Source organism: Peribacillus sp. P4_D6, assembly GCF_056401795.1.
Map to the genome: position 1 here is coordinate 1 of NZ_JBFUIQ010000055.1, position 25,628 is coordinate 25,628.

The window sequence follows — 25,628 nt, forward strand, 5'->3', positions numbered from 1 at the left end:
CCTGCGGGAGCAGCGGGACAGGTGAGACCCCACAGGCGTTTACGCCGAGGAGGCTCACCGCCCGCCCCGCGGAAAGCGAGCATCTGGAGGGGAAATCAACCACAACTCACTACCTGGTAAATAGCAACAAAGTATGTGAAAACAGCCAAATTAAAAGACCAAATCGCAAATGATTTGGTCTTTTAATTCGGTGGTTATTCACCCATCCTTAAGAAGTAGTCCTTTTTAGTTTGATTTCTATATTCATTTTCGTATAAAACATGATTTCAACGACTTCAAGTCGATAGCGCTTTTTATTGATGGTCATGATCTTATTTTCTATCGATTTTTTCAACAGCACCTTACCGTCATAGACACTGGCGACATCTTTGGCGAGAAGAGAGGATAGGTCGTCCTCAATCACATCCTCCGCTTCTGCAATACTCAACTGATCCAGACTGTATTTTTCATTCGTGATCGTTACTTCCACTTCCTGAATCGTCAGGATTTCCTCGTTTTTCTCGTTCAATTTTTTATAATCCTGCTCCCAAATTGCGATTTTCCCGTTTAAATCCTTGATTTCTTCTCTTTGTTCGTGAAGGGTCCGGATCTGCTTCTCCTGCTGGACACCATGCATATAAAAGAAAATCACCCAGCTGATCAATCCGCCAAGTGCGGCCCCGGCAAAAAAACGCTGCCATGTGGGAGTCCGGTGATAGGGAGGAATCCTCATGGTGAAATATGCTCCTGCGTGAACCAGTTGATGATCAGTGCTCCTGTCTGTGCCCCTCCAAGTGCAGAGAGTATCAATAGGACCTGCTTGACTATATCCTTCGTTTCCCCGTGGAAAATACCGCGTTCAAAATTATAGACCATATCAAAAGTTCCCCCGATCGCAGCGACAATCGCCCAAATACGAAGGCTGTCCGACAGCCGGAATACAGTCGTCATCGGGGCTTGTCCAGTAAAAAACGCGGCGAGGCCCCCGATTATCGAGCCGCCAAGCAATACGCCAAGCGATATGAAAAAGCTGTTGAGGAAGGCTGGAACAAAGGCTTCATTCATATATCATCATCCTTTTTTGCTTGATATTCTTCTATTCCATTTATATGGGATGTTCAGAGGTATTATGATAGTCTCCGGAAATCAGGAGGTTAAATTGCATTGGTAATGAGAACATATTTTCTTTTTTTGAAATAAACACTATAATGAAAAGAAACATGCCTTACAAAGGTGGGAGAAAAAAACGTGTATACTCATCTCCATATTCAGAGCGGATACAGCCTGCTGACAAGTACGGTGAAGATCACTGAACTTGTGGCCAAAGCGAAAGCGGATGGCTGTACAAGTCTTGCCTTAACCGATCGAAATATTATGTACGGTTCGGTCTATTTTTATAAAGAATGCAAGAAGCAGGGCATAAAGCCGATCATCGGCATACTTGCGGATGTCCTTGATGAACGGGAATCGCCACATGGACTTCTTTTATTGGCAAAGAGTCTGCAAGGATATCAAAACCTGCTTAAAATAAGCAGTGCCATAAAAACGAAATCCCCGTCAGGCATTCCAATGAATTGGCTTAAAGCCTATTCCGGGGGTTTGATTGCAGTCACACCAGGTGCAGAGGGGCAGATAGAAACGCTATTGAGAGAAGAAAACCCTGAAGAAGCCAAACAGGCAGCAGGGCGATTTTTGCAAATTTTTGGTCATGATAATTTTTATGTATCCATACAGAGACTGTCGATTGCGGATGAGGAAAAAAGTAACGAAGCCATAAGTCAGTTGGCGAGAGATTTAGAGATAAAGATTGTCGCGACGAATCCAGTTTATTATTTGAACGAAAGCGATGCACTCGCTCATGAAGTCTTATTGGCAATCGGAAATGGCGACAAGCTGGCGGATGAGACGCATACGGTTCTTGAATCCGATCAATTTTATTTGAAAAGCCGGTCTCAGATGGCAGAACTATTCCATGACAGACCGGATGCACTCGAAAATACACTGCATATTGCCGCGCAATGCAATCTGGAAATTCCATTTCATCGTTCACTTCTTCCTAAGTACCCTACTGAAGATGGAGCCACAGCCGAAGAAATGCTCGAAGCCATCTGCTTCCAAGGGCTGAAGAAAAGAGTGCCGGAGCCATCCATTCAATATGAAGAGCGACTAAGATATGAATTGGATATCATCACCAAGATGAAATTCAGCGATTACTTTTTAATCGTTTGGGACTTCATGAAATTCGCTAAGGACCACCAAATCCTGACTGGTCCAGGAAGGGGGTCGGCCGCAGGATCGATGGTCGCTTATGTGCTGTCGATCACGGATGTCGATCCAATCGAACATTCCTTGCTGTTCGAGCGTTTCCTGAATCCGGAACGTGTCTCGATGCCGGATATCGACATTGACTTTCCGGATAACCGCCGTGAAGAAGTGATTGCCTATGTCGCGAAGAAATACGGGGAACTTCATGTAGCACAGATCATTACATTCGGGACATTGGCTGCAAAGGCTGCGTTAAGGGATACAGGACGTGTTTTCGGCCTGAATTCAAAGGAACAGGAAGCGGTATCGAAAATGATTCCAGGCCGTCTGGGCATCACGCTTCCCGAGGCTTTCAAGGAATCGAAAAGGCTTAGGGATTTCGTTAATGAGAGTGACCTGAATCAAAAACTATTTCAAACCGCGTTATTGCTTGAAGGGCTGCCTCGCCATGCTTCGACACATGCCGCCGGCGTCGTCATCAGTGACCAGGCACTGACCGGGCATATCCCGATTCAGGGAGGGCATGACGGCATCCACCTGACTCAATATCCAATGGACCTTCTCGAAGAACTGGGACTTCTTAAAATGGATTTTCTTGGACTCCGCAATTTAACGCTCATCGATAATATTTTAAATAACATTAAAAAAGGAACGGGGAAAAAGCTCGACTTGTCCCATATTCCGATGGATGATCCCGAGACGCTGGCCACTTTAGGCAGAGGCGAAACAACCGGGGTGTTCCAATTTGAATCGGATGGCATCCGTAAGGTTTTGATCAAGCTGAAACCGAACCGATTCGAGGATATCGTTGCGGTCAATGCCCTATATCGTCCAGGTCCGATGGAAAATATACCGCTGTTCATCGAGCGAAAACATGGACTTGCTTCGATTGATTACCTTCACGAGGATTTGAAGGATATCCTCGAGCCTACATATGGGGTCATCGTTTATCAAGAACAAATCATGCAAATCGCCTCCCGCTTAGCCGGGTTTTCATTAGGGGAGGCTGACCTGCTCCGACGTGCCGTTTCGAAGAAGAAGAAGGATGTTCTGGATCAAGAGCGGCAGCATTTCGTGAGCGGCGCATTGAAACAAGGATACTCCGAAAAAACGGCAGATGAGATTTATTCCTTGATTGTCCGCTTCGCTAACTATGGATTCAACCGAAGTCATGCGGTGGCGTATAGCTTCATCGCTTATCAGCTGGCTTACTTGAAAACCCACCATCCGGAATATTTCATGGCAGCACTTTTGACATCGGTTGTCGGGAATGATGAAAAGATTTCGCAATATATCCGAGAAGCAAAAAAGAAAGGGATAGCGGTTCTGCCTCCCTCGATTAACCGGAGCGGTTACCCGTTTTTACCGGAAAAGGAGGGGATCCGTTATAGCCTTGGAGCCATAAAAGGGATAGGCGGGACGGTCCTAAAAGATATCTTCGCTGCAAGGCGTCAGAAGAAGTTCGCAGATTTATTCGATTTCTGTTTGCGCGTTTCGGGGAAAATCGTAAATAGAAAAGTGTTGGAGGCGCTTGTCCATTCAGGTGCATTTGATGAATTCGGTGAAGACCGGGCAACATTGTTGGCGAGCTTGGACGTAGCGATCAATCATACGGAATTGGTTAATCCGGATGATGACCTATTCGATATGTTTTCGGATGGCGAGTTTTCACTCAAACCGAAATACCACCGGGTCGATCCTATCCCAATCGAGGACAAACTCTCGTTGGAAAAAAGCGCATTGGGGCTTTATCTATCGAATCATCCTGTGACAAGCTACAGAGAACTTTTTCAGCACTTCGGCTGTTTGACTATAGATGAAGCTATTAATAAAAAGGAATCGAAAGTCTTACTTGGCGCTTACATTACGTCGGTTAAAACCATAAGGACAAAAAAGGGCGATGTGATGGCTTTCTTGAGCGTCAGTGATGAAGAGGGGGATATTGAAGCGGTCGTTTTTCCAAATGTTTATAAAAACCACTCTGCCGACTTGAATCATGGACAACTCGTTATGCTGCAAGGGACATTGGAAGAGCGGGATGGAAAAACACAGCTGCTGATCCGGAACGTATACCCGCTTGAAAAAGTGAAGCAGATGAAAGAGGAAAAAAACGGAACGATATTCCTGAAAATTGAGGCTGGCAAGCAAACGAAGGATACACTGCAAAAAATAAAAAAAATTTTAATGCAGCATAGCGGTGAAACCAAGGTCATGCTTTTTTACGAGAGGGAAAACCGCTATGTACAGCTATCTTATTGGGATTGGGTCAATCCTACAGATAGACTGATGCAGGCATTATTTGACTTGGTGGGAAAAGGGAATGTGGTTTACAAGAAAGAATAACTGTTTTACAACTTTAATAGTTATGTTATATTGAAAACAGGCCGCTGTGGTCTGACCACTAGATTTCAGCATAATTTCAGCATATAAGATAATGGGTTACCCAATTTGTTTTAGGAGTGAAACTATGACATTAAGAGAAGAAGCATTACATATGCACCGCTTGAATCAAGGAAAATTAGAAACAGTTTCGAAAGTGCCGGTTAGGAACGCAGTAGATTTAAGCCTGGCTTATTCTCCTGGTGTCGCAGAACCGTGTAAAGATATTTACGATAAGCCGGAAACCGTTTATGACTATACAATGAAGGGAAATACGGTTGCCGTCATTTCTGATGGAACGGCAGTTTTGGGACTTGGAAACATCGGTCCGGAAGCTGCTATGCCGGTCATGGAAGGAAAAGCCGTTTTATTTAAAAGTTTCGCCGGAGTGGACGCTTTCCCGATTTGTTTAAAAACGACGGATGTGGACAAAATTGTAGAGACCGTTAAATTACTCGAACCGACTTTCGGTGGAGTGAACTTAGAAGACATAGCCGCACCAAATTGTTTTGAAATTGAAGAACGACTCAAAAAAGAAATGAATATTCCTGTTTTCCATGATGATCAGCACGGTACAGCCATTGTTACTGTTGCCGGTCTTGTGAACGCGTTACGACTGGTGAATAAATCAATGTCAGAAATTAAAGTGGTAGCGAATGGCGCAGGCGCTGCAGGCATTGCCATCATTAAATTGCTTTATAGCTATGGAGTTCGCGACATCATCATGTGTGATACGAAGGGTGCCATTTATGAGGGCCGTTCGACAGGTATGAATGATACAAAAGAACAAGTGGCGAAAGTGACCAATCGAAATAAGGTTTCAGGGCCTTTGGAATCTGTCATTGAAAACGCTGATGTATTTATAGGAGTTTCTGCCGCAGGTGCATTGACAAAAGAAATGGTTTCTTCGATGAATCGGGATGCGATCATTTTCGCGATGGCTAATCCAGATCCGGAAATCATGCCGGAAGATGCAAAAGCAGCGGGTGCCAAGGTTGTTGGAACTGGCCGTTCGGATTTCCCGAATCAGGTCAATAACGTCCTTGCTTTCCCAGGGATTTTCCGTGGGGCCTTGGATGTACGTGCGACTCATATCAATGAAAAAATGAAGGTTGCTGCAGTAAAAGCCATTGCTGGATTAATACAGGAGCATGAGTTGAACGAAGACTACGTGATCCCTGCTCCATTTGATGCGAGGGTGGCACCTGCCGTTGCGGCTGCTGTTGCCAAGGCAGCTATGGAAACCGGAGTAGCTAGAATCAATGTAGATCCAGAGGATATTAAAGAAAAAACAAAGAAATTAGCGATCATTGGAAAAAGTGAGGAATAATTAATTTGGCAGGTCGTACTTCTTCATCCAAAATTTATCTCGATGTCGTTGAGAGCCTACGTAGCATGATTGAAGCGGACAGCCTCCTGCCGGGAGATAAAATCCCATCAGAACGGGAGTTATCAGATCGTTTTAATGTTGGGCGTTCCTCTGTCCGTGAAGCATTGCGTGCCTTAGAGCTATTAGGCTTAATAGAAACAAGGCGTGGTGAAGGGACGTTTATCAGGGATTTCCAGGAGCATAAGCTAGTCGAGCTTCTGGGAACCTTTTTTTTGCAAGATAAAAAAGTACAAGAAGATTTGTCTGAGACGAAAAGGCTGATTGAAATTGACTGTTTGCGGATCGTCGCCTTTTTCGCTACGGCTGAGGACATCAAAAGATTAATGGCCTGGGTCAAAGCGGATATGTTTCATGATGATGATTTCTTTTTAAGAATTGCCATTTTGAATCGCAATCGATTGCTGGAAAGAATTTGGCGCATTGTCAACAGCTATGCTAGAACATCAGAGATGGTACAGGGTAATGTGAAAAAAGAAGACTATCTGGCACTTCTTACATATTTGCTCGAACGTGATGAAGAAAAAGCCATCGAAACGTATCTTATTAGAATTAGAAATATGTCGAAGGGCGAATGACACCTTTTTACACGATACTAATTTTATTTCTGATATAGTTTGTACCAAGTATCATAAAATAGATAATTGGTGGTAAAGGGAGGATTAAGCTTGCTTAAAGAGCTATTTGCGAAGTCTAAGAAGAAATATGCAACGGTTCCTTTAGATCGGGAGAAACAAGATGTACCAGAAGGAATCATGACAAAGTGCACCGGCTGTAAAAAAATCATGTATACAAAAGAATTGGTGAAAAACAAGAAAGTCTGTCTGCATTGCGGGTACCATCATCCGATGTCTTCCCATGAGCGCATCGAATTTTTATTCGACGCAGGCACTTTTAATGAATTTGATAAAGAAATGATTTCCGTTAACCCGCTTGATTTTCCGGATTACTTAGAAAAACTGGAAAAAGATAGAAAGAAAGCCAAGATTAATGAGGCGGTTGTCACAGGAGTCGGAAGCATCAATGGCTACCAAGTTTCAACTGCCATCATGGATTCGAATTTCCGGATGGGAAGCATGGGATCCGTTGTTGGCGAAAAAATTACCCGTGCCATTGAACGTGCTGGTGAATTGAAGATTCCGTTCATCATATTTACGGCATCAGGCGGCGCCCGGATGCAGGAGGGTGTTTTGAGCTTGATGCAGATGGCAAAGACAAGTGCAGCACTCAAGATATTCAGCAATGAAGGCGGACTGATCATATCAATGATGACCCATCCTACCACAGGCGGGGTTTCGGCAAGTTTCGCGTCACTTGGCGATATTAATCTAGCCGAACCTGGAGCACTTATTGGTTTTGCGGGACGAAGAATCATTGAGCAGACGATTCGTGAAGAGCTTCCTGAAGATTTCCAAACGGCTGAATTCTTGTTGAAGCACGGTCAATTGGATGCGGTCGTCAAACGTACGGAAATGAAGGAAACCTTGACGACGATCCTTAAAATCCATGCCCCGGGCGGTGAGTGGTTATGATTTACGAATTAGAGTTTGAGCGTCCCATTACGGACCTGAGAAATAAAATTAAAGAGCTAAAGGCAATCTCGAAGGATGCTGATGTAGACCTTACAGCAGAAATCGAGACATTGGAAAAGCGTTTAGAGAAGCTGGAAGTGGATATCTACAACCATCTTAAACCGTGGGATCGTGTTCAGATTGCCCGGCATCCAGCCCGTCCGACGACGCTTGATTACATTCCGCTGTTATTCAATGACTTCATCGAGTTTCATGGAGATCGTTATTATGGGGATGATGAAGCGATTGTTTCTGGAATCGCAGAATTCAATGGACTTGCCGTGACTGTCATCGGTCATCAACGCGGGAAGGATACGAAGGAAAACATCCGTCGTAACTTCGGCATGCCCCATCCTGAAGGCTATCGAAAAGCTTTGCGTCTGATGAAACAGGCTGAAAAATTCAACAGGCCGATTATTTGTTTCATTGATACGAAGGGAGCTTTCCCTGGTAAAGCTGCTGAAGAGCGCGGGCAAAGTGAAGCCATTGCGAAAAACCTTTTCGAAATGGCAGGGCTGAAGGTGCCGGTCATCAGTATTGTCATTGGTGAAGGCGGAAGCGGCGGTGCATTGGCGCTTGGCGTCGGAGACCGAATTTTCATGCTTGAAAACTCAACATATTCCGTGATTTCCCCTGAAGGGGCTGCAGCCTTGCTGTGGAAGGATGCCTCTCAGGCTAAGAGGGCTGCGGAAACGATGAAAATCACGGCTCCCGACTTAAACCGCTTAGGAGTCATCGATGAGATCATTCCTGAAGTGAGGGGCGGCGCCCATCGGGATTCGAATTTACAGGCAGAAGCCATCAAGGAAATCCTGAAACGTTCATTCAATGAACTGTTGCCATTGAATAGTGATGATCTAATCAACCAGCGTTATATGAAATTCAAGAAAATCGGTGAATATGAATTTGCAAAACAACAACCTGAGGGCGAACCTAAGGAAGTGGAACAGCATTCATAAACACATTTTGGAAAAGGAAAAACGTGCTGCCTGGGGCAACACGTTTTTTCATCCTTTCATTCGTGCATATGTATTCATTACCGAAACGAGTAAAGAATATGGTTTGTGTGTAGAATGTAAAGTTTCACACCATTTTACTTCAATTTCTGAAGAGAATCGGTTAGGCTTATAACATCAAGTATGCATAAGTGAAACAGTTACTGCTTATTGAAGCTTGAAAAAGGGTACAATGATATAGCGAAGCTTAAAATTGATTAGTGCTGTAGAGAGGTGACATTTATGAAAAGAATAGGTGTATTGACAAGTGGAGGAGATTCTCCAGGAATGAATGCGGCAGTCCGAGCAGTTGTCCGGAAAGCAATTTTTCATGAAATGGAGGTCTTCGGTATTTATCATGGCTATCAGGGTCTGATAAATGGCAATATAAAAAAGCTTGAACTTGGGTCGGTCGGGGATATCATTCATAGAGGCGGCACGATGTTACATACGGCTCGCTGTCCGGAATTTAAGACGGAGGAAGGCCAGCTGAAAGCGATTGAACAATTGAATAAACATGGTATCGAGGGCATTGTCATAATTGGTGGCGATGGTTCTTACCGCGGGGCGAGAGCTTTAACGGAAAGGGGTTTCCCTTGTATCGGGGTTCCTGGAACGATTGATAATGACATACCGGGTACGGACTTTACGATTGGTTTCGATACGGCCCTGAATACAGTCATCGATGCTATCGATAAAATTCGGGATACGGCCACTTCTCATGAAAGGACTTATGTGGTTGAAGTGATGGGAAGAGATGCCGGCGATATTGCGCTTTGGGCTGGATTGGCTGGCGGAGCTGAAACGATTCTTTGTCCTGAATATGAATATGAAATAGATGATTTAATTGGAAAGCTGAACCGCGGACATGACCGAGGGAAAAAGCACAGTATCATCATAGTAGCCGAAGGTGTTGGAAGTGCTGTTGATATCTCCAGGAGTATTGAGGCGAAAGCAGGAATTGAAACCCGTGTAACGGTCCTGGGCCATGTTCAGCGCGGGGGATCTCCCTCTGCAAATGACCGGGTATTGGCAAGCCGTCTTGGGGCAAGAGCCGTTGAATTGCTTCTAGAAGGAAAAGGGGGCAGGGCAGTCGGGATCGAACAAAATCAACTTGTTGATTATGATATCATCGAAGCTCTTGCTAAACCGCATACAATTGACAAGAAAATGTATGAATTATCCGCTGAGCTATCCATTTAATCATTTTTGTTGACCGATAGGAATCGCTTTTTAGTAATGGGTATTTAAAAGAAGACATAAAACACTGCGCCCCCTGTCTTCAAGAAGTGGACAGGCGGCGAGTAGTTTTCCTTAAAGGAGGATGACACTATGCGTAAAACCAAGATTGTTTGTACGATTGGCCCCGCAAGTGAAAGTATAGAAAAGCTGGTTCAATTAATAGAGGCGGGAATGAATGTAGCACGGCTTAACTTTTCTCATGGAAATCATGAAGAACACGCAGCTAGAATCCGCAATATAAGAGAAGCGAGCGAAAAGACGGGTAAACAGGTTGCCATCCTGTTGGATACAAAAGGACCTGAAATACGGACAAATAATATGGAAAATGATTCTATGGAGCTTATAGCCGGCAACGAAGTCATTATTTCCATGAATGAAGTCCTGGGAACACCTGAAAAATTCTCCATTACCTATGAAGGGCTTCTGCATGATGTTCACCCAGGATCTAAAATCCTTTTGGATGATGGATTGATCGGGCTTGAAGTGTTGAAGATTGATGAGGTCAGAAAAGAAATCCATACGAAAATCTTGAATAGCGGTACACTTAAGAACAAAAAAGGCGTCAATGTTCCAGGAGTTTCGGTTAACCTGCCTGGCATAACGGAGAAAGACGAACAGGATATCCTTTTTGGGATCGAACAGGGTATCGATTTCATTGCTGCCTCATTTGTACGCAGGGCTTCCGACGTGCTTGAAGTAAGTGAATTATTGCAGCAAAATGGTGCGGAACATATTCAAATCATCCCTAAAATCGAAAATCAAGAGGGCGTGGACCGTCTTGATGAGATCTTGGAAGTTTCAGATGGCTTGATGGTGGCACGTGGAGACTTGGGAGTGGAAATTCCTGCAGAAGAAGTGCCATTAGTCCAAAAACAAATGATCAAAAAATGTAATAATGCCGGGAAACCAGTCATAACGGCTACACAAATGCTCGATTCGATGCAGCGTAATCCAAGGCCGACCCGTGCAGAAGCAAGTGACGTGGCCAATGCCATATTTGATGGAACGGATGCCATCATGCTTTCTGGCGAAACAGCTGCTGGAACCTATCCTGTCGAAGCGGTGCAAACGATGCATAACATTGCTTCGCGTGCTGAAACTGCCCTTGATTATCGGGATATATTATCAGTCAGAAGCAAAGTGAACCGTCATAATGTCACGGATGCCATTGGTCAATCCGTTGCCCACACCGCGCTTAATCTTAATGCAGGGGCAATCATCACCCCTACAGAAAGCGGTCATACGGCAAGGATGATTTCCAAATACCGCCCTAAAGCACCGATCATTGCGGTTACATCCAATGATCATGTTACAAGAGGGCTTGCATTGGTTTGGGGAGTCTATCCGCAGATTGGTCCAAAAGCAACGACTACCGATGAAATGCTTCAAACCGCAATAGATGAAAGCTTGCATTCCGGCTTAGTTTCCCATGGGGATTTAGTCGTCATTACAGCCGGTGTGCCTGTAGGTGAAACAGGTACGACTAACTTGATGAAAATTCATGTGTTAGGAGAGGTTCTTTTGAAGGCTCAAGGAATCGGCAGGAAATCAGCTAAAGGTGAAGTGGTTATCGCTAAGAATGCCAAGGAAGCTTTGGAAAAAGTGAAGGAAGGCTCTGTATTGGTTACGATCGGTTCTGACCGCGAAATGATGCCGGCAATTGAAAAGTGTGCGGCATTGATTACGGAAGAAGGCGGTTTGACAAGCCATGCAGCTGTTGTGGGAGTCACATTGGGCATACCGGTAATCGTTGGGGCGGAGGACGCGACCAAGGTTTTCACGGATGGTCAAAGAATAACGGTCGATGCAGGTCGTGGAGTCATTTATGATGGACATGCAAACGTTCTGTAAAACGAAATTTTGGCTGATTCCTTGCCAATGAGGTAAGATGGATGTACCGCACCAGAAATGGGCTGTGCAGGAGGAATGAAGATGAAATACTTTTTAATGTTTATCATTGCGATGCCGGTCGTTGAAATTATTGTCCTTTTGCTGTCAGGTAATCTGATTGGTTTTTGGCCAACGCTGTTCCTGATTGTAGCCACAGGTTTGATCGGAGCTTATTTGGCTAAACGGCAAGGGATGGAGACGTGGAAAAAGGCACAGGAACAGATTCGTTACGGAATGATGCCAGGAAATGAAATCATTGATGGAATCTGTATCTTTATCGGAGCCGCACTGTTGCTGTCCCCTGGGCTCATCTCGGATATCATGGGGTTGATCCTTGTGTTTCCGCCAACCCGGAATCTCCTCAAACCGATTGTTATCCGGTTTATCATGAACAGGATGAATAAAGGGAAAGTTACCATCATTCGGCATAAATAATATAAGGCTGTCTAAAGGCGTAAGCTTTTAGGCAGCCTTTTTGGTCTTTGAAAAAGGTCCGCAACAACATCCCGGTTTTTTATGGGGTGCTTTTTTGCTTTACAAATGGCTCCCTGTTTCACCATTGAATGATGATATCCACGAGAATGAAATGTGTATCATAACAGGATTGTTAAATGATTAACTCTTGGAAACATTGGTAAATAAGGCTTTTCCATGCTAAAAAATCTTTTTTTAGATTTTTTAGAAAAAACTGGTGACAAATTTATACAACGTGTTATATAATACAAACAGGAAATAAAACATCTGTATTATAACATAAAAAGAGTTGGAAAGGGTGTGGAGAGGCAACATGATTACGGAAGCAAAAGGCTTACAGATTACAGGCAACATTAAGCCAGGATATGAACAAATACTTACAGCGGAAGCTCTTCAATTCATCGAAAGAATGGAACGGCATTTCAGTGGAAGAAGGGCAGAACTTCTAGAACGGCGAAAAAGCGTTCAGGAAGAACTGAATCAAGGCATGCTTCCTGATTTCCTTGAAGAAACGAAGCATATTCGTGAAAGTGATTGGACGATTGCGCCCCTCCCGAATGATTTGCAGGATCGCAGGGTTGAAATCACTGGACCTGTTGATCGTAAAATGATCATAAATGCCATGAACTCAGGTGCCAATGTATTCATGGCGGACTTTGAAGATGCCAATTCACCCACTTGGGAGAATTGCATCGATGGCCAATTGAATCTGCGCGATGCAATCCGCGGAACCATTTCATTTAAAAATCCAAATGGCAGAGTGTATGAATTAAATGAAAGAACAGCTGTGCTAAAGGTAAGGCCACGCGGCTGGCATTTGGAGGAAAAACATGTCCTTTTGGATGGACAGCCTATATCAGCCAGCATTTTTGACTTTGGACTGTACTTTTACCACAACGCAAAAGCATTGGTCGAAAAACAAAGCGGTCCATACTTTTACTTACCGAAAATGGAAAGCCATCTCGAAGCAAGATTATGGAATGAAATATTCGTATATGCACAGAACGATTTGAGAATCCCGCAAGGAACCATCAAGGCAACGGTCTTGATAGAAACAATTCTTGCTGCATTCGAAATGGACGAAATTCTGTACGAGCTGAAAGAACATTCGGCAGGCCTGAACTGTGGCCGCTGGGATTATATCTTTAGTTTCCTGAAAAAATTCCGTAACTCGGATGATGTCATTTTCCCGGATCGGCAACAGGTCACGATGACCGTCCCGAACATGAGGGCGTATTCCTTACTGGCGATCAAAACATGTCACAGCCGTAATGCTCCTGCAATTGGCGGGATGGCCGCACAAATTCCCGTTAAAAATGACCCGGTTAAGAACGATGAGGCTTTTGCGAAAGTTAAGGCAGATAAAGAACGCGAAGCAAGAGACGGTCATGATGGAACATGGGTTGCCCACCCAGGTATGGTAAGCACGGCAAAAGAGGTTTTTGACCTGCTCGTCCCAAAACCGAATCAAATTTTCCGGAAACGGGAAGATGTCCATGTAACAGCACAAGAGTTGCTGGCTGTACCGGAAGGAACGATCACAGAGGCAGGCTTAAGGACGAATATTAATGTAGGCATCCAATATATCGCCTCATGGTTAAGCGGCAGAGGTGCGGCACCTATCAATAACTTAATGGAAGATGCTGCAACCGCTGAAATTTCAAGGGCTCAAGTCTGGCAATGGATCCGTCATCCAAAAGGCATTCTCGRAGATGGCAGGAAAATAACCGAGGAATTATTCCATCAAATCAAAGAAGAAGAATTGGCGGTCATTAAATCGGAAGTAGGGGAAGAAACTTTCAAATCAGGAAAGTTTGAAGAGTCTACTAAACTATTTGAACAATTGATTGAAGCGGATGACTTTGCAGATTTCTTAACTAATGCGGCATATGAAAAATTATCTTAATATTCAAAATATATAATATGAATTAGGAGGAAATAATGATGATGAATGAGAGAGCGCAAAAATTACAACAAAGCTGGGAAAATGACTCACGGTGGACTGGTATTAAACGTCCTTATACGGCCGAGGAAGTCATTAAATTGAGAGGTTCCATCGATATTGAACAAACATTGGCACGCCGCGGTTCCGAAAAACTATGGAATCTATTAAAAACAGAGGATTTCATCAATGCATTAGGAGCATTGACCGGTAACCAAGCCATGCAGCAGGTGAAAGCTGGTTTAAAAGCAATCTACTTAAGCGGCTGGCAAGTGGCGGCAGATGCTAACATCGCAGGGCAAATGTACCCTGACCAAAGTTTATATCCAGCCAACTCCGTGCCGCAAGTCGTTAAACGCATTAATCAGACACTTCAGCGTGCAGACCAAATCAGCTTTGCTGAAGGGAAAAATGATATCGATTGGTTCGCTCCAATCGTGGCGGATGCTGAAGCAGGTTTTGGCGGTTCCCTTAACGTCTTTGAATTAATGAAAGGCATGATCGAAGCTGGAGCGGCTGGCGTTCACTTCGAAGACCAGCTTTCTTCCGAGAAAAAATGCGGTCACCTTGGCGGTAAAGTCCTTCTTCCTACCCAAACGGCAGTACGTAATTTAGTTTCCGCCCGATTGGCAGCAGATGTAATGGGTACACCGACCATCTTGATTGCCCGTACGGATGCTGATGCTGCAGATTTGATCACGGATGATATTGATCCGGTCGATGCACCATTCATCACTGGTGAAAGGACTCCAGAAGGATTCTACCGCACGAATGCAGGTCTTGACCAAGCAATTGCAAGAGGCCTTGCTTATGCGCCATATGCCGACCTTATCTGGTGTGAGACTTCTGAACCTAATCTAGCGGATGCTCGCCGCTTTGCCGAGGCCATCCATGCAGAGTTCCCAGGTAAATTGCTTGCTTACAATTGTTCCCCATCATTTAACTGGAAAGCGAAATTAAGTGATGAAGAGATTGCCAATTATCAAGTGGAATTGGGTAAATTGGGTTATAAATTCCAATTCGTTACACTTGCAGGCTTCCATTCATTGAATCATAGCATGTTCAACCTTGCTCTTGGTTATAAAGAACGCGGCATGGCTGCATACTCTGAGCTTCAACAAGCGGAATTCGCTAGTGAGCCGGATGGCTATACAGCAACACGCCATCAGCGTGAAGTGGGAACGGGTTACTTTGATGAAGTGGCACAAGTCGTTTCTGGTGGAACATCATCCACAACAGCACTTGCAGGTTCTACTGAAACAGAACAATTCGAGACGTCGAAATAATTCTAGTTTAAAACCAAAAATCCGCCTTGTACCCGAGGCGGATTTTTAAGTGGAAAAGAGTGAATGCTAATGGATGTCTGGATTCCCTTAAGTGGTTTTCTTTGTATCCCCGATGATGAAAGTCCATATGGCCTTGAAGACATTGGCACGCTGAAGTGTATTGAATATGACAAGTACGACAGGTCCTGCAATCAAACCTAGGAAACCGATCAATTTGAATCCGATGAACAAGGCGATGAGAGTGGCAAGCGGATCCAAACCAATACTGGATGAAAGTACTTTTGGCTCTATTAGCTGACGCTGGACAACGACGATTATGTAAAGGACGGACAAACCGATTGCGAGACTTGTATTCCCGGCAATGAATTCAAATATGATCCAAGGAATGAAAATCGTACCTGTCCCTAAATAGGGAATGATATCGACCAGTCCGCATATCAGGGCAATGGTAATTGAATAATTCACCCCTAAAATGAGAAACCCGATTAAAATCGTGACAGTCGTCAATGAAACAAGAGTGAATTGTGCCCGGATGAACCCGAATAAAGCCCGTTTTAAATCCCTGAATAAACGCTTTGCACCCGCAAAAATCTTATCAGGCAACACTTTTCCGGTCATGCGGCCGAAGGTATCCCAATCTTTGCTGATGAAGAATGTGCCAAGCAAAGTAAAAAGGAGTGCCGTTGCTGTAGTTGGAAACCATCCGATGATTGTGGGGATGTTCTTCAAGAATGCTTGAATGAAGCCGCTTACTCCCGTCGTGATGGATTCACCGATATTTTGGATATTCTTGAGGATTGTGTCTTGCTGTTCGGTATCCAAATTATTGAACATGGCAGCTATTTGATTATATAAAGGGATGACGGTGGTAGCGATGTATGTTTCTATATAATCCACGATGGTTTCAATGTGTTTCGGGATGACTCCGGCAAGGTAATTGGTCCCTGAAATGATCTCGGTGACGAGTAAGGTGATAAGACCCGCAAATAAAAGGAAAATGAGTAAAAGGGAAACGAATACAGCCAACCCCCGTGGCAGCCGCCCTTTCCTTTCGAAAAAAATGACCAGGGGATTCATCAAGAAAGCGATGATCATGGCAATGATGAATGGATATGTATATTTAGATAAATAAAACAAGGCAATTCCACCTAATATTATCCCTCCGACGACCAGTAAAGAACGAATGAAACGATACATATATACCGGATTCAAGTCATATCCCTCCTTCAACCATTAGGTTTGTATTATAATTGTAACGATGATGGAAAAGAAAGGAAAGATTCTTTCATCTTTCGTTTTGAATTTTTTCTGCAGATGCATCGTTCCTTAAATCATTTTTCTCCCAAGAACAAGGGAGTTTGTTATGTTAAAATAACAAAAAACAGAAGGAAGAAGGTGAAGGGATAATGATCAACGGTCCTGTCGTATTTTTAATTCTGCTTGCTGCAATCGGTTGGTTTGGGAAAAATACCTCACTGATCATGGCCGCGGGTTTTCTTTTAAGCATGAAACTGATTGGCCTTGACGCTAAAGTGTTTCCATACCTGGAAGCGAAAGGAATCAACCTGGGTGTCACGATCATCACGATCTCCGTACTCATTCCCATAGCAAACGGGGCGATTGGTTTCAAGGAACTAGGAGACGCGATAAAATCCCCTTATGCCTGGATTGCACTTGCATCCGGAATAGCCGTTGCACTCATAGCAAAAAATGGGATTACACTGCTGTCGCATGATCCGCACATTACCACCGCTCTTGTATTTGGGACGATTCTTGCGGTCGCCTTATTCAAAGGTGTGGCTGTCGGCCCGTTAATCGGGGCAGGAATTGCTTATTTATGCATGCAGATCTTCAATTTTTTTAAATGAAGCGAGAGGCTAAGGGGAGAAAAGCCCGTCAGTACTGGAAATGTAAATTTTCTATTTAATGTTTCGTTTATTCTGCTTTGGGACATTTTTTTAAAAAAAAACGATTTTAAACGCATGAATAAAGCAAGAGAATATGGAGCTAATTTTTCTAATAAAATAATAATTTTTTCACATTTTAAGTGCTTTTCATTCCCAAAAAAGTGTTTATTGTTTATAATAATCATGTAACTGCTCTGATTTATTAAAATTGGGATTCAGAATATCATTGATATTTTTGAGGAATCTTAAAAAAAGATGTAGTTATTGAGCAAGCGCTCACTAGGAATAGCTACAAGCATTATTTTTAGAATTTCTTATTAAAGATTATCGTACATTTTACTATTGTTGGGGTCATATTCTGTGAACGCTTCCAATACAAGATGTATGTCTTCTACTAAAAAATAGATGGTTGTTTACAATAGCTAATTTCTTGGAAGCGCTACATTTATACGCTAATAGCAAGGGCATAGGGGAATATCTAGGAAAAGGAGAGATTTAGTATGACAGCAACAAAAGGTCTTGAAGGTGTGGTAGCAACAACTTCATCAGTAAGCTCCATTATCGATGACACATTAACGTATGTAGGTTATGACATCGATGATTTGGCTTCGAACGCAACATTCGAGGAAGTAATCTATCTTTTATGGCACGGAGCTCTTCCGAACAAAAGCCAACTAGAAGAATTAACTAAACAACTTGCTGAAAATGCTGAAATTCCAGCTGAAGTGGTTAATCACTTCAAAACATACCCAATTGATAAAGTACATCCAATGGGAGCTCTTCGCACCGCAGTATCCCTTCTTGGTCTTTATGATGAAGAAGCAGATGTAATGAGTGAAGAAGCTAACTATCGTAAAGCAATCCGCATCCAAGCAAAAATCCCTACATTGGTAACAACTTTCGCTCGCGTCCGTCAAGGGAAAGAAGCTGTTGCTCCACGTACAGATTTAAGCTTTGCTGCTAACTTCTTATATATGTTAAGCGGTAATGAACCAACGGCAATCGAAGAAGAAGCATTCAACAAAGCATTGGTTCTTCATGCTGACCATGAATTAAACGCTTCTACATTCACTGCACGCGTTTGTGTGGCTACATTAGCTGATATCTATTCTGGTGTAACTGCTGCCATCGGCGCTTTAAAAGGCCCACTTCACGGCGGGGCTAACGAACAAGTCATGAAAATGCTTACGGAAATTGGTTCAGTTGATAACGTTGAGCCATATATCAACGAAAAATTAGCCAATAAAGAAAAAATCATGGGCTTTGGCCACCGTGTCTACCGTAAAGGTGATCCTCGTGCTAAACACCTTAAAGAAATGTCACAAAAACTGACTGAACTTACTGGACAACCGCAATATTATGATATGTCCATCAAAATTAATGAAATCGTAACCGGTCAAAAGAATCTTCCGCCGAACGTGGATTTCTATTCTGCTTCCGTATACCACAGTTTAGGCATCGAGCATGACCTATTTACACCAATCTTTGCTGTAAGCCGTGCTTCAGGCTGGATCGCTCATATCCTTGAGCAATATTCAAACAACCGCCTTATCCGTCCGCGTGCAGAGTATGTTGGACCAGGTATGCAAAAATATGTACCGATTGAAAACCGCTAATTAAAAGTTTTTTCGAAAATCATTTTTTATTTCATCGAATTTGTAGTAAATTAATAGATGTGAGTAAAAAAGGTTAGTGGTTCTGCTTTATTTAATGGCAGGCCATCTAACCTTTGAATTTGAATCGGAGGTAAGAGACATGACACAAAGCCAAAAAATCACAGTTACTAACGGTGTTCTTAACGTACCAAACAACCCAATCGTTCCTTATATTGAGGGAGACGGAATCGGTCCTGATATCTGGGCTGCAGCATCCCGCGTTTTAGACGCAGCAGTTGAAAAAGCTTACAATGGCGAAAAGAAAATCGAATGGAAAGAAGTTTTAGCTGGACAAAAAGCATTTGACCAAACGGGCGAATGGCTTCCACAAGAAACTCTTGATGTCATTAACGAATATCTAATCGCTATTAAAGGACCTCTTACAACTCCAATCGGTGGCGGTATCCGCTCATTGAACGTTGCATTGCGTCAAGTATTGGACTTATTCGTATGTCTTCGTCCAGTACGTTACTTTGATGGTGTACCTTCACCAGTTAAACGTCCAGAAGACACTGACATGGTCATCTTCCGTGAAAACACTGAAGACATCTATGCTGGTATCGAATATGCAAAAGGTTCTGACGAAGCTAAGAAATTAATCGAATTCCTTCAAAATGAATTCGGTGTTCAAAAAATTCGTTTCCCTGAAACTTCAGGTATCGGAATTAAACCGATTTCCGAAGAAGGAACAAAACGTCTTGTTCGCGCTGCACTTAACTATGCGATCAAAGAAGGCCGTAAATCATTAACGCTTGTTCATAAAGGTAACATCATGAAATTCACTGAAGGTGCATTCAAAACTTGGGGTTATGAAGTTGCTGAACAAGAATTCGCCGATAAAGTGTTCACATGGAACCAATATGACAAAATTAAAGATGCTGAAGGCACTGAAGCTGCTAACAAAGCACAATCTGCTGCTGAAGCTGAAGGCAAAATCATCGTTAAAGATTCCATTGCCGATATCTTCTTACAACAAATCCTGACTCGTCCTAAAGAGTTTGATGTTGTTGCAACAATGAACTTGAACGGAGATTACATTTCTGATGCATTAGCTGCACAAGTTGGCGGAATCGGTATCGCTCCAGGAGCAAACATCAACTACGAAACTGGACATGCCATCTTCGAAGCAACTCACGGAACGGCTCCTAAATATGCTGGTCTTGATAAAGTTAACCCATCTTCAGTTCTTCTTTCAGGCGTTCTTTTACTTGAGCACCTTGGTTGGAACGAAGCTGCAAACAGCATCACTAAATCAGTGGAACAAACAATCGCTTCTAAAGTTGTTACATACGACTTTGCCCGCCTAATGGATGGTGCAACGGAAGTTAAATGTTCTGAGTTCGCTGACGAGCTTATCAAAAACCTTAAATAATTCATTATATGCTTTCTGGAAAAGTGCCTGAAAGGGCTGCTTTTCCAGGAGGCTTATATATATTTTCAGAGGATGTTAAAAGTATTCCAAAAGTATTTATATATTTTAAGGAGGAAATAACATGTCTAAACGTAAAAAAATCACAGTTGTAGGTGCTGGATTCACTGGTGCTACAGCAGCATTCCTGGCAGCTCAAAAAGAGCTTGGTGATATCGTTTTAGTTGATATTCCGCAAGCTGAAAACCCTACAAAAGGTAAAGCCCTTGATATGGCGGAAGCAGGACCTGTTCTAGGTTTCGATGCTAACATCATCGGTACATCCGACTATGCAGAAACAGCTGATTCCGACGTGGTGATCATCACTGCCGGAATTGCCCGTAAGCCCGGCATGAGCCGTGACGACTTAGTTCAAACTAACCAAAAGGTTATGAAATCAGTAACTAAAGAAGTCGTTAAATATTCCCCTAATACAACAATCATCGTTTTGACTAACCCTGTAGATGCAATGACTTATACTGTATACAAAGAATCCGGTTTCCCTAAAGAACGCGTTATCGGACAATCAGGTGTTCTTGATACAGCTCGTTTCCGCACTTTCGTGGCTCAAGAATTAAACTTATCCGTTAAAGATGTAACTGGATTCGTACTTGGCGGACACGGAGACGATATGGTTCCTCTAGTGCGTTACTCTTATGCAGGCGGAATTCCTTTGGAAAAATTGATCCCTCAAGATCGTTTAGAAGCAATAGTGGCTCGTACCCGCACTGGCGGCGGGGAAATCGTAAACCTTCTAGGAAACGGAAGCGCCTATTATGCACCGGCTGCATCCCTGGTGGAAATGGCTGAAGCGATCCTTAAAGATCAACGTCGCGTTCTTCCGTCAATCGCTTATCTCGAAGGTGAATACGGATTTGAAGGCATCTACCTTGGAGTGCCGACTGTGCTTGGTGCAAACGGCATTGAACAAATCATCGAACTTGATTTGACTGAAGGCGAAAAAGCGGCACTTTCAAAATCTGTTGAATCAGTTAAAGCAGTCATGCAAGTCCTTCAATAAAAAATCATAATCGGACTGCCCGGATATTGGAAGAAAAGGCCAAGGCGCCTTATTCCGACTCCGGGCAGTTTTTTAATCCGTTCAAAAGAACCCTGGAACGTATAATCTGCCTGCTGAAGATAGGAATAACTTTATTTCCGTTTTTTTTATGTGTAAATTTCATATAATATTCTTTATAATGGAATTGGATGAGTAGACCAATAAATTGGTCTTTTGGGTAATACATAATTCAGGAGGATCTAATGTCAAAGAAAATTCTCGTAGTGGATGATGAGCAATCAATAGTTACCTTACTTCAGTACAATTTAGAACAATCAGGTTATACGGTGATCACAGCTTTGGATGGAGAACAAGGGCTGGAGGCTGCCGTGGATATACGACCCGATTTAGTGGTATTGGATTTGATGCTGCCTAAAATGGATGGGCTTGAAGTATGTAAGCAGCTTCGCCAGCAAAAAATCAATATACCGATCTTGATGCTGACAGCTAAGGACGATGAATTTGACAAGGTGCTGGGACTGGAACTGGGGGCGGATGATTACTTGACCAAGCCATTTAGTCCCAGGGAGGTAGTGGCCCGGATTAAAGCCATTTTAAGAAGATCCCAGTTGCAATCGAACGGAAGTGAGTCAAGTCAGGATCAAGAAGAGGGTCTCCTGAAATTAGGGGAATTGAAAGTGTTCCCGGAACGATACGAAGCATTCTTTGATGAACAGCAATTAGAATTGACTCCAAAGGAATTTGAATTACTTTTATATTTGGCGAAGAATAAAGGAAGAGTGCTGACCAGGGATCAACTTCTCAGTGCGGTATGGAATTATGATTTCGCGGGAGATTCACGGATCGTCGATGTCCATATAAGCCATCTTCGTGAAAAAATAGAGAAAGATACAAAAAAACCACTCTATATTAAAACGATAAGGGGCTTGGGGTATAAGCTTGAGGAGCCTAAAAAAGAATGACGACCTATCGTAAAAAGCTCTTATATACCCTCATCACATTGGTGATGGTCGTCCTGATGGCCGTGGGCTTTTTATTAGGGCACTTGTTCAAAAGTTATTATATTAAAACGTTCAATGAGCGTATACAGAACGAAACATTTTTCATTTCTACATATATTAAGGAGCATGGCGGGATCGAGTCCTTTTTGGAAAAAGGGAAGACGGCAAAACTGACACCCCTTTTAGATTCTAATTTAACCATTCTTTCCACGAGTGGGGAAATATTATACGATTCGACATCATCCAATGAAATACTTAAAAGCCATGCCAATGTCCTTCGCAAAATAACTTTGGAAAAAGGGCTTAAGAATGGGGAAGGGTATGAAGTGGTCGAAGGCGAATCGGACCTCCATTATTATTGGAAGACGGTTGAAAAGGACGGCGAGATCGAAGGCTTTGTCGTCCATAGCAATGAAATAGAGGCCATCCATCAAGTGAATAAACAAATGTGGCAAATATTGATCATTTGTTTAGGGGTTGCCTTGATCATCATCCTGATGCTTGCGAGTAAAATCACTTCATATTATACCCGTCCGATCGAAGAGGCGACGATGGCAGCCATTGAACTGGCAAAAGGGAATTACGGAACCCGGACATTCGGGAGGCATTCCGATGAAACGGGAATGCTAACAACTTCCTTGAACATATTGGCGAGGAATCTTCAGGAAACAGAGATAGCGAGGGAAATGAATCAGGATCGTTTGGAAACTCTTGTTGAGAATATCGGTAGCGGGGTCTTGCTGATAGACAGTAAAGGGTATACGACCTTGATCAACCGGGAATTCAAGAAGAGCTTCCGTGTGAACGCCGCCACGTTTTTGTTTCAGGAATATTATTCGGTCATTAAAGACCAGGAAGTGATAGCCATCATCGAAGAGATCTTTCGAACGGAAAAAACGATAAAACGGCAGGTGAAGATACCGCTTGCCATAGAACGAAAGCATTTTGAGATTTACGGCGCTCCAATAATCGGGAATCATGACGAATGGAAGGGGATCCTCCTCATTTTCCATGATATCACCGAATTGAAAAGGCTCGAGCAGATGCGGAAGGATTTCGTGGCCAATGTGTCCCATGAATTGAGGACTCCGATCACTTCCATTAAAGGCTTCTCTGAAACATTGTTAGATGGAGCCTTAAAAGATGAAAAGACCTTAAAGCACTTTTTATCGATTATCTTGAAAGAAAGTGACCGGCTGCAAGAACTCATTCAGGAGCTGCTGAATTTATCCAAAATGGAGCAGCAGGAATTCGTTTTAAACGCAGGGGTCGTGGATATTACGAAAGTGCTTGGCGAAATACAAGAGATGCTTATAGGCAAGCTGAGGGAAAAAGAAGTATCCCTTGAAATTAAAACATCCCCGGAACCAGTTTTCATTGAAGGGGAATCTGACAGGATCAAACAGGTTTTCATCAATTTGATTACGAACGCATTGACCTATACACCAAATGGCGGCAGGGTCACCGTTGACATCATTGAAAATGAACAGACCGTCGATATTACAGTTCAAGACAACGGGATCGGCATCGAAGAAAAAGAACTGCCAAGGATCTTTGAACGGTTCTACCGGATCGATAAGGCGAGGAGCCGCGATTCAGGAGGAACGGGCATTGGACTGGCAATCGTCAAGCATATAATAGAAGTCCATAAAGGTAAAATCAACGTGGAAAGCACACCTGGAACCGGGACGACTTTTACAGTCACTTTAAATAAAAGCTTAAAAGGGAAAATGTAGCGGGCATTTTATTTACATGTCCTTTACAATTCCTTAAAACGGACTTCATAATGCAGGGGTACAATGGTTGTACAACCCCTCATCCAAGGAGTTAAACATTGACAGAGACATAGTCTCTGTTTGATTATTTTGTAGTTCAACCAAAATTTTAAAACAAGATGATTGGAACAGGTAGACAAAACTCCTGTAGGAATAGCGTCTAAGTTGCAATCAACGTTCAAATCGTACAAACCTTAAAACTTAGGCAGAGACATGGTCTCTGTCTTTTAATTTTGGCTATATTCCCCGGATACCATTCATCTATCCTATTTTTCTGGGAAAATATTTGATTTTTATGAAACTTTAGGCCCTTTCTTGCGTAAATAAGATATAACTGCAAAGAAGGGGTGATACATATCGTTAGCTTAAAAAGGATATATACAATTACAGGACTTGTCTTTCTTATTTTAATTTTGGGTGTAGTGGCGATATCGACCTGGTACACGGTTGATGAATCCGATCAAGCTGTCATAATGACGTTTGGTAAAGTGGAGGAGACGATAACGGAACCAGGACTTCACTTTAAACTGCCTTGGCCGATTCAATCGGTCGAGAAATTATCCAAAGAAACATTCAGTCTTAAATTTGGATATAAGGAAGAGGATGGAGAGGTGAAGGATTACCCGAGTGAGACCAAAATGATTACGGGTGATGAAAATATTGTGCTGGCCGACCTAGTCGTTCAGTGGAAAATCACCGACCCTCCAAAATATCTATACAATGCAGAAGATCCAGAAAAAATATTATACGATACGACTTCAGCTGCATTACGGAGCATAATCGGCAGCACGAAAATCGATGATGCACTTACATCTGGTAAAGCGCAAATCGAAGCGGATGTACGCGATTTATTGTCACAGCTAATGGAGAAGTATGATGTTGGGATTTCCATATCTGCGGTTAAACTCCAGGACGTGGAGTTACCGAATGAAGAAGTGCGGAAAGCATTTACCAATGTAACGGATGCCCGTGAAACGGCGAATACGAAAATTAACGAAGCGGATAAATATGAAAATAAGCGTATGAATGAAGCGGAAGGGGAAAAGGATGCCATCATTTCACAGGCCAATGGGGATAAAGCTGCCCGTACGGAAGCTGCCCGCGGGGATGTAGCGGTCTTTGAAAAATTACTCAGTGAGTATAAAGGCAATAAGGGGATTACGAAGGACCGTCTAATTATTGAGACCCTTGAGGAAGTATTGCCGAATGCTGAGATTTATATTATGAATGATGATGGAAACACAATGAAGTACTTGCCGCTTCGCTCGCTTGAAAAGGAGGAAACGAAAAAAACTCCTGCCCCTGATGAAGCCGCCATACCTKAAGAAGAAACGAAAAAAGGGAATGCATCGGAAGAAAAAGCGACAGGGGAAGGGGGCACTAAACAATGAGTGGAAAAATAATAGATTTCTCTGAGTTGAAAAAAGGGGATTTTCATTGGAGGGGCTATG

Annotated in this window: 20 protein-coding genes; 17 read left to right on the forward strand and 3 right to left on the reverse strand. The window is 43.0% G+C overall.

Features of this window, described 5'->3' with window-relative positions:
* Positions 1–208 precede the first annotated feature (208 nt).
* Complete coding sequence (ytrI, locus tag AC1DVB_RS16155; RefSeq protein ID WP_034309138.1) at positions 209–712, reverse strand: sporulation membrane protein YtrI; 504 nt, start codon at positions 710–712, stop codon at positions 209–211.
* A complete protein-coding gene (gene ytrH / locus AC1DVB_RS16160) occupies positions 709–1,044 on the reverse strand; it encodes a sporulation membrane protein YtrH (RefSeq protein WP_034309135.1) in 336 nt (111 codons plus the stop codon). The genes ytrI and ytrH overlap by 4 nt, the downstream gene beginning before the upstream one ends.
* A 183-nt stretch (positions 1,045–1,227) precedes the next feature.
* Between ytrH and dnaE the strand changes: the two genes are divergently transcribed.
* From dnaE to aceA, 10 genes are all read left to right on the forward strand, one after another.
* Entirely contained in the window at positions 1,228–4,587 is a 3,360-nt protein-coding gene (dnaE, locus tag AC1DVB_RS16165; protein ID WP_328119458.1) for a DNA polymerase III subunit alpha, read from the forward strand.
* Positions 4,588–4,711: 124 nt separating this feature from the next.
* A complete protein-coding gene (ystJ, locus tag AC1DVB_RS16170) occupies positions 4,712–5,953 on the forward strand; it encodes an NADP-dependent malic enzyme (RefSeq protein ID WP_477590004.1) in 1,242 nt (413 codons plus the stop codon).
* Positions 5,954–5,958: 5 nt separating this feature from the next.
* Entirely contained in the window at positions 5,959–6,588 is a 630-nt protein-coding gene (locus tag AC1DVB_RS16175) for a FadR/GntR family transcriptional regulator (protein WP_095679822.1), read from the forward strand.
* A 90-nt stretch (positions 6,589–6,678) separates the two neighbouring features.
* Positions 6,679–7,542: an acetyl-CoA carboxylase, carboxyltransferase subunit beta gene (gene accD / locus AC1DVB_RS16180; RefSeq protein ID WP_034309130.1), complete on the forward strand. Its 864-nt coding sequence runs from the start codon at positions 6,679–6,681 to the stop codon at positions 7,540–7,542.
* A complete protein-coding gene (gene accA, locus AC1DVB_RS16185; RefSeq protein WP_034309128.1) occupies positions 7,539–8,540 on the forward strand; it encodes an acetyl-CoA carboxylase carboxyl transferase subunit alpha in 1,002 nt (333 codons plus the stop codon). Before accD ends, accA begins: the two co-directional genes overlap by 4 nt.
* Positions 8,541–8,819: 279 nt before the next feature.
* The gene (gene pfkA, locus AC1DVB_RS16190) at positions 8,820–9,779 is read left to right on the forward strand and encodes a 6-phosphofructokinase (RefSeq protein ID WP_048681124.1); all 960 of its coding nucleotides are present in this window, start codon (positions 8,820–8,822) and stop codon (positions 9,777–9,779) included.
* Between the two features lie 129 nt (positions 9,780–9,908).
* A complete protein-coding gene (gene pyk, locus AC1DVB_RS16195; RefSeq protein ID WP_057276708.1) occupies positions 9,909–11,669 on the forward strand; it encodes a pyruvate kinase in 1,761 nt (586 codons plus the stop codon).
* Positions 11,670–11,750: 81 nt separating this feature from the next.
* The gene (locus tag AC1DVB_RS16200; RefSeq protein ID WP_034309123.1) at positions 11,751–12,143 is read left to right on the forward strand and encodes an FxsA family protein; all 393 of its coding nucleotides are present in this window, start codon (positions 11,751–11,753) and stop codon (positions 12,141–12,143) included.
* 352 nt (positions 12,144–12,495) lie between these two features.
* Entirely contained in the window at positions 12,496–14,088 is a 1,593-nt protein-coding gene (gene aceB, locus AC1DVB_RS16205; protein WP_477590008.1) for a malate synthase A, read from the forward strand.
* 38 nt (positions 14,089–14,126) lie between these two features.
* Positions 14,127–15,410, forward strand: a complete 1,284-nt coding sequence (gene aceA / locus AC1DVB_RS16210) for an isocitrate lyase (protein WP_034309118.1) — start codon at positions 14,127–14,129, stop codon at positions 15,408–15,410.
* A gap of 87 nt (positions 15,411–15,497) precedes the next feature.
* Here aceA and ytvI read toward each other — a convergent pair whose 3' ends face one another.
* On the reverse strand, positions 15,498–16,622 hold the full coding sequence (gene ytvI, locus AC1DVB_RS16215) for a sporulation integral membrane protein YtvI (RefSeq protein WP_057276705.1): 1,125 nt from the start codon (positions 16,620–16,622) through the stop codon (positions 15,498–15,500).
* Between the two features lie 194 nt (positions 16,623–16,816).
* Between ytvI and AC1DVB_RS16220 the strand changes: the two genes are divergently transcribed.
* From AC1DVB_RS16220 to hflK, 7 genes are all read left to right on the forward strand, one after another.
* The gene (locus AC1DVB_RS16220) at positions 16,817–17,278 is read left to right on the forward strand and encodes a DUF441 domain-containing protein (protein ID WP_034309113.1); all 462 of its coding nucleotides are present in this window, start codon (positions 16,817–16,819) and stop codon (positions 17,276–17,278) included.
* A 539-nt stretch (positions 17,279–17,817) separates the two neighbouring features.
* Positions 17,818–18,933 (forward strand): citrate synthase, encoded by a 1,116-nt coding sequence (gene citZ / locus AC1DVB_RS16225; protein ID WP_057276704.1) that lies wholly within the window; start codon positions 17,818–17,820, stop codon positions 18,931–18,933.
* A gap of 94 nt (positions 18,934–19,027) precedes the next feature.
* Complete coding sequence (icd, locus tag AC1DVB_RS16230; RefSeq protein ID WP_255256669.1) at positions 19,028–20,344, forward strand: NADP-dependent isocitrate dehydrogenase; 1,317 nt, start codon at positions 19,028–19,030, stop codon at positions 20,342–20,344.
* 121 nt (positions 20,345–20,465) lie between these two features.
* Entirely contained in the window at positions 20,466–21,401 is a 936-nt protein-coding gene (gene mdh, locus AC1DVB_RS16235; RefSeq protein ID WP_034309103.1) for a malate dehydrogenase, read from the forward strand.
* A gap of 242 nt (positions 21,402–21,643) precedes the next feature.
* A complete protein-coding gene (locus tag AC1DVB_RS16240) occupies positions 21,644–22,363 on the forward strand; it encodes a response regulator transcription factor (protein WP_057276702.1) in 720 nt (239 codons plus the stop codon).
* Positions 22,360–24,138 (forward strand): two-component system histidine kinase PnpS, encoded by a 1,779-nt coding sequence (gene pnpS, locus AC1DVB_RS16245; RefSeq protein ID WP_057276701.1) that lies wholly within the window; start codon positions 22,360–22,362, stop codon positions 24,136–24,138. The genes AC1DVB_RS16240 and pnpS overlap by 4 nt, the downstream gene beginning before the upstream one ends.
* 395 nt (positions 24,139–24,533) lie before the next feature.
* Positions 24,534–25,568: an FtsH protease activity modulator HflK gene (gene hflK, locus AC1DVB_RS16250; protein ID WP_477590011.1), complete on the forward strand. Its 1,035-nt coding sequence runs from the start codon at positions 24,534–24,536 to the stop codon at positions 25,566–25,568.
* Positions 25,569–25,628 lie beyond the last annotated feature (60 nt).